General features: G+C 44.9%; 5 protein-coding genes. All 5 read right to left on the reverse strand.

Translation table 11 applies throughout. The features are described 5' to 3' along the window. Positions 1-1,506, reverse strand: coding sequence for a PAS domain S-box protein (locus tag F6J99_RS42335; protein WP_293122762.1), 1,506 nt, complete (start codon positions 1,504-1,506; stop codon positions 1-3). Continuing rightward, positions 1,507-2,292, reverse strand: a complete 786-nt coding sequence (locus tag F6J99_RS42340; RefSeq protein WP_075898460.1) for an MBL fold metallo-hydrolase — start codon at positions 2,290-2,292, stop codon at positions 1,507-1,509. Between the two features lie 24 nt (positions 2,293-2,316). Beyond that, positions 2,317-2,934 carry an aminodeoxychorismate/anthranilate synthase component II gene (locus tag F6J99_RS42345; RefSeq protein WP_070392230.1) on the reverse strand — a complete coding sequence of 206 codons (618 nt, stop codon included), beginning with the start codon at positions 2,932-2,934 and terminating at the stop codon, positions 2,317-2,319. Between the two features lie 48 nt (positions 2,935-2,982). Then, on the reverse strand, positions 2,983-3,627 hold the full coding sequence (locus F6J99_RS42350; RefSeq protein ID WP_293122766.1) for a hypothetical protein: 645 nt from the start codon (positions 3,625-3,627) through the stop codon (positions 2,983-2,985). A 140-nt stretch (positions 3,628-3,767) separates the two neighbouring features. Beyond that, positions 3,768-4,028 (reverse strand): hypothetical protein, encoded by a 261-nt coding sequence (locus F6J99_RS42355; protein ID WP_293122769.1) that lies wholly within the window; start codon positions 4,026-4,028, stop codon positions 3,768-3,770. Positions 4,029-4,646: the final 618 nt, after the last annotated feature.

Below are 4,646 nucleotides of genomic sequence, written 5' to 3' on the forward strand. Positions count from 1 at the left end.
TCATGGCCTTAATCCATGAGAAACTGTATGGATTAAGGCCATGACTTGGAGACGATTGCGGCTTTCACAGAGGATATCCAGGATACTTTCATCATCTATATATCGGGACTGGAGGTAAAGGAGTCCTGAGACAATTTGTAAATTGTTCTTGACCCGATGGTGAATTTCTTTAAGCAGTATGTCCTTGTTTTGAGCCTCTAGAGTTGCTGCTTCTGCTCTGATGCGATCGCTAATATCTTGACCTTCTAGGATTAACAACACTATATTTCCGTTCTCATCCCGCAACGGTTTCACGGAAAACTCCATCGTGATCACTTGACCCTGTAACCCTAGCACCGACCCTTGATAACGGACAAACTCACCGTTAGCTGCTTGAGCGATCGCATTTTTTAAAGAATTCTCGGTTTGAGTAGACTGTGTCCACCATTGGATTTGCCAGAAGGGCTTACCCACAATCTGTGAGCGAGTTAATCCGCTAAAGTTAAGGGCAGTTTGGTTGGCTTCGAGCAAGGTACCATCTGGTTGCAGGAGCCATGTAAATTGGCTGGTCTGGTCAAAGATGGCGTGAAATTTCCGCTCACTCGCGGCCATTGCTTCCTCGACTTGCTTGGCTTTGGTAATGTCAGTGACAATACCATCAATGCGTATCGCGATACCATGGGCATCGGTGTGAATTTGTACATGATCACGAATCCAGCGCACCTGCCCATCAGAGCGCACGATTCGATATTCTAAGTCTTGAGTGTCAATTGCCAGAAGTGATTGGGGTGACAAGGGCAATGAGTTATTGCTAAAAAAATTTCGCTTTTGCTGAACTCGTTCTCGGTCTTCTGGGTGGATTACCTCTAGCCAAAGATTTGAGTTACCTAAAAAATCGGATATACTATAACCATAAAGACTATCAACAGCGGAGTTGAGGTAAAGCAGTCTGGAGGTTTGGGGGCGCACGGACCAAACCACATCCTCAAGGGAACTCAAAATACTTTCAAGTCGATTTTGGCTTAACTGTAATGCCAATTCGTTTTTTCCGAGGGCTTCTTGAGCCAGAATGCGTCCGCGAATCTCCTTGGAGAGTCTAGAATTGGTGGTTAAGAGTTCAGCGGTGCGTTGTTCAATCCGTCGTTCTAGCTCAAGGCTGGCTTGTCGCAACTTTTGGATCAGCTTCTGATTCTGGTCTTTTATCCAGCCGAGCCGCACAGCCAGTAAGACCACAACTAGAATCCCCAAACTCACCTCTACTGAACCCCCGGTTAAACTCGGTGGACCAACGTGAACAGCAGAGGCATAGATCAGGTAAATTGCCCATACTGTGGCACTGGTAACTCCAGCAAGTAATCCGTCGATACTGGCAGTTAGGGCAACAGCAAAGAAAAGAAGTATAAAGGGAGTTGGAACAACAAACCCAAACTGCCGTAGGGTTTCAATCCAGAAAATCATGCCTACAACCGCCACTCCACCAATCCAGAAAGGCGGTTGCAGTCTGGGTAAGGGGCTAGGCAAGCGCATTTAAAAGTTGTAGTTGTAACTCATTAGTTGAATCACTGACCCATCTTGGGATAAATCCCCTGAGCTAATCGTAATGGTATCGTTTTTGGCACGGCGTATGGGTGTGTCCTTCATCAATGTTAAGAACTCCTCCACTGGCAAAATATCACACTGTTCGGCATCAGCGGCCTTGGTTCGGAAATGAGTAGGAATCATGATCTTTGCCTTAAGGACATCAAATGCCTGTTTAGCTTCTTGAGGGGTGTAGGCTTTTGGTCCCCCTCCCACTGGAATCAAAGCTAAATCAGGACGCCCGATCAGAATTTTCTGCTCAATATCTAGAGGGGCTGCTGCTCCTCCCAGGTGTAGGATATTGATACCATTTTGAGTCCATTTCCAAACCACGTTATTACCAAACCGACGTCCACCGACTCGGTCGTGAGGAATACTAATTCCCTCGAATTTTAGCCCATTTACTTGAAAAATACCCGGTTCAAATAGGAGCCGGGGACTCCCCGGTATACCTTCCGCTGCTCCTTCATCTAGTAGTAGGCTACTGATTAGGACTAAATCTGCCTCTACTTTTGGTGAGTTGTATCTAGCCGTACACCCAATGGTTTGGAATGGGTTGACTAAAACTCGCACACCACCCCCAGTAAATAAAAAGCAGGTATGACCAAGCCACTTTACTGTCAATACATTGCGTGATGGCTGTGCTTGGTAAGAACTGAGTCCAGAAGCTAAGCCGGTTGAAAGAGTTGTGAGTACACCCGCACTCACATAGCGCATCAACTGTCGCCGTTTCATGGTTTCTTGGAAACAAGTTTATTTTCAGGGAGATATAGAGAGAGTAGCAGATGCTGGCAGCGATTCTAAGAAGTTTTTTAGAAGTTGCTTACCAGAACAGGTCAAAATACTCTCTGGATGAAATTGGACGCCTTCTATGTGTGTATAGTTCCGATGTCTAACTCCCATAATTGTGCCATCATCCACCCAAGCCGTGATTTCCAAGACATCAGGACAGCAGCTACGGTCAATAACTAAGCTATGGTATCGAGTCGCTGTGAAAGGATTGGGTAATCCCTGAAAAACCCCAACCCCAGTATGATGAATCTCTGAGGTTTTGCCATGCATCAATACTGGTGCCGAAACAATTTTCCCGCCAAATACCTGGCCCAAGGCTTGATGACCCAAACAAACCCCTAAAATGGGGAGATTTGACCCCAAATTGCTGTATATAGCCCTTGAGATCCCAGCATCTTCAGGACGTCCTGGGCCTGGAGAAATCACTACCCCATCTGGGTTGAGCTCGCGGATTTTCTGTATATCAATTTTATCATTGCGATAGACCTGAATCTCTGATGCCACAGGTAATTGGCTACCCAATTCTCCTAGGTACTGTACTAAGTTGTAGGTAAAGCTGTCGTAGTTGTCAATGACAAGAATCATTATCGGTTACTCCCGATTGACCATAGGTTGCAGGTTATAGATTATAGGTTAGCGCTTAATTGAACTCTGCCCTGGTTTTAAGCTCAGTATTCTAATTAGAATTGAGAATATTTCTTCTGTATCCCTAGGAATAGTCTGACTTTGAATAGTTTTAGCAATGTGCTTCCGTTTCCTATCAAGGGTTCCAAATTTCCAAATATCCCCTAGAGTCACAGCACCATAAATAATTTCAATAGATTCGCTCTCTTCATATTTATCTAAAGCAATTAGTTCTGCTGCTAACTGGTTGAAACCAGCATCAATATCTTTCTTGTTTGCTTCTATAATAATCAGATTTTGGTTACTTTTTAATAAGTAGTCTAGGGCTCCCCCTAGCTGATCGTTAATGTCTAGGGGATACTCAACATTGACTTTAACTGGAAGCAGCTTGGCAATTTCCAGGATTAGTGGGGCAATCAGAAATTCCCGTTTGGCAATTTCCGACGTAAGGCTTATTTTGGGAATAATGGTGTAGTAGGTATGGTTGAGGTTTTCAATGATATCTAGGTCATAGTTGGTAGACTTAGGAAGGTCAATTACTTCAATGGCGAAGGAGTAACCAAACTCACCAACAATTTCCTCAGTGGGATTGGTCATCGCAAAATAGTCACTAAATGTATACTTTCGGTTTTCTTTGAATATCGATTTTTTCATAAGTTAATTTGTTAGCTATCAGCCCTCAGCTATCAGCTATCAGTTATCAGCTTATGCGTGTTTGTCCCAGGGTCGAAGCCTGTGCCACGGTAGAAGCCTGTGCCCTCAGCTATCAGCTATCAGCTATCAGCTATCAGTTATCAGTTATCAGCCATTCGCGTAGCGTGGCCAACGGCCAAGGCTGACGACTGACAGTTGTTGGCGTAGCGTGGCCAAACGCGCCCCGCGTGGCCAACGCCTAAATGCTTACCTTTCAGCTTTTGAATAAAATAAGCTGACGGCTGACTGCTGAGTGCTGTTCGCGCAGCGTGCGCGTAGCGCATATGCTTACCCTGTGCCACGCTACTAGATCGGTACTTTTGAATAAGCGATGCAGCTTCGGAACAGGGGGTTTCCCCCACTCGCGCTTTGCATGGCTGACAACCGGTAACCATTAGTTTAATCTTTGTTACGTCTGCTTCTCCCTGGCCGTAAGCATTAAGCTGAGTGCTGAGTGCTGAGTGCTGAGTGCTGTTCGCGCAGCGTGCGCGTAGCGCATATGCTTACCCCATCAGCTAAGAGCTCCAAATAGATCATAATCCCGAGAATAAGGAATTCTGGCTCTTAATGTTGTTTAGCGATCGCATTGGTTAAATTGTAGTCAAATCTTGATTTTTGTAAGTAATCAAGTATTTATACTTATTTCTTCTGCTTAAGAGCGATTGGCCTTAGGCCTCAGCTTCCGCGCTTATGCGATTGGCCGTAGGCCACGCTACGCGAACGCACTCCACTACCCAACAACCAGCAAACCCGAGCTTGGCTTCACCTGTTTGACTCTTGTTAACAGAGCTGTCCGCCTTAAGCCACCAATAGTCAGCGACTAATCGCCATCTTAAGATAAACTTTATAATTTACTTTATATACAGTCAGCGACTAATCGCTGTCTTAAGATATACTTTTTAATTTACTTGATCAACAGTCTCTTAGGCTACGCCGTACATCTGTTTCAATATCATAACGATATAGTGTGATGTCTAAGA

It is taken from the genome of Moorena sp. SIO4G3 (genome assembly GCF_010692305.1).
GTDB lineage: Bacteria > Cyanobacteriota > Cyanobacteriia > Cyanobacteriales > Coleofasciculaceae > Moorena > Moorena producens_A.

Excerpts from the sequence above, each read along its gene's own strand:
- F6J99_RS42340 (WP_075898460.1), bottom strand. The coding sequence starts at position 2,292 with ATGAAACGGCGACAGTTGATGCGCTATGTGAGTGCGGGTGTACTCACA.
- F6J99_RS42335 (WP_293122762.1), bottom strand. The coding sequence starts at position 1,506 with ATGCGCTTGCCTAGCCCCTTACCCAGACTGCAACCGCCTTTCTGGATT.
- F6J99_RS42345 (WP_070392230.1), bottom strand. The coding sequence starts at position 2,934 with ATGATTCTTGTCATTGACAACTACGACAGCTTTACCTACAACTTAGTA.
- F6J99_RS42350 (WP_293122766.1), bottom strand. The coding sequence starts at position 3,627 with ATGAAAAAATCGATATTCAAAGAAAACCGAAAGTATACATTTAGTGAC.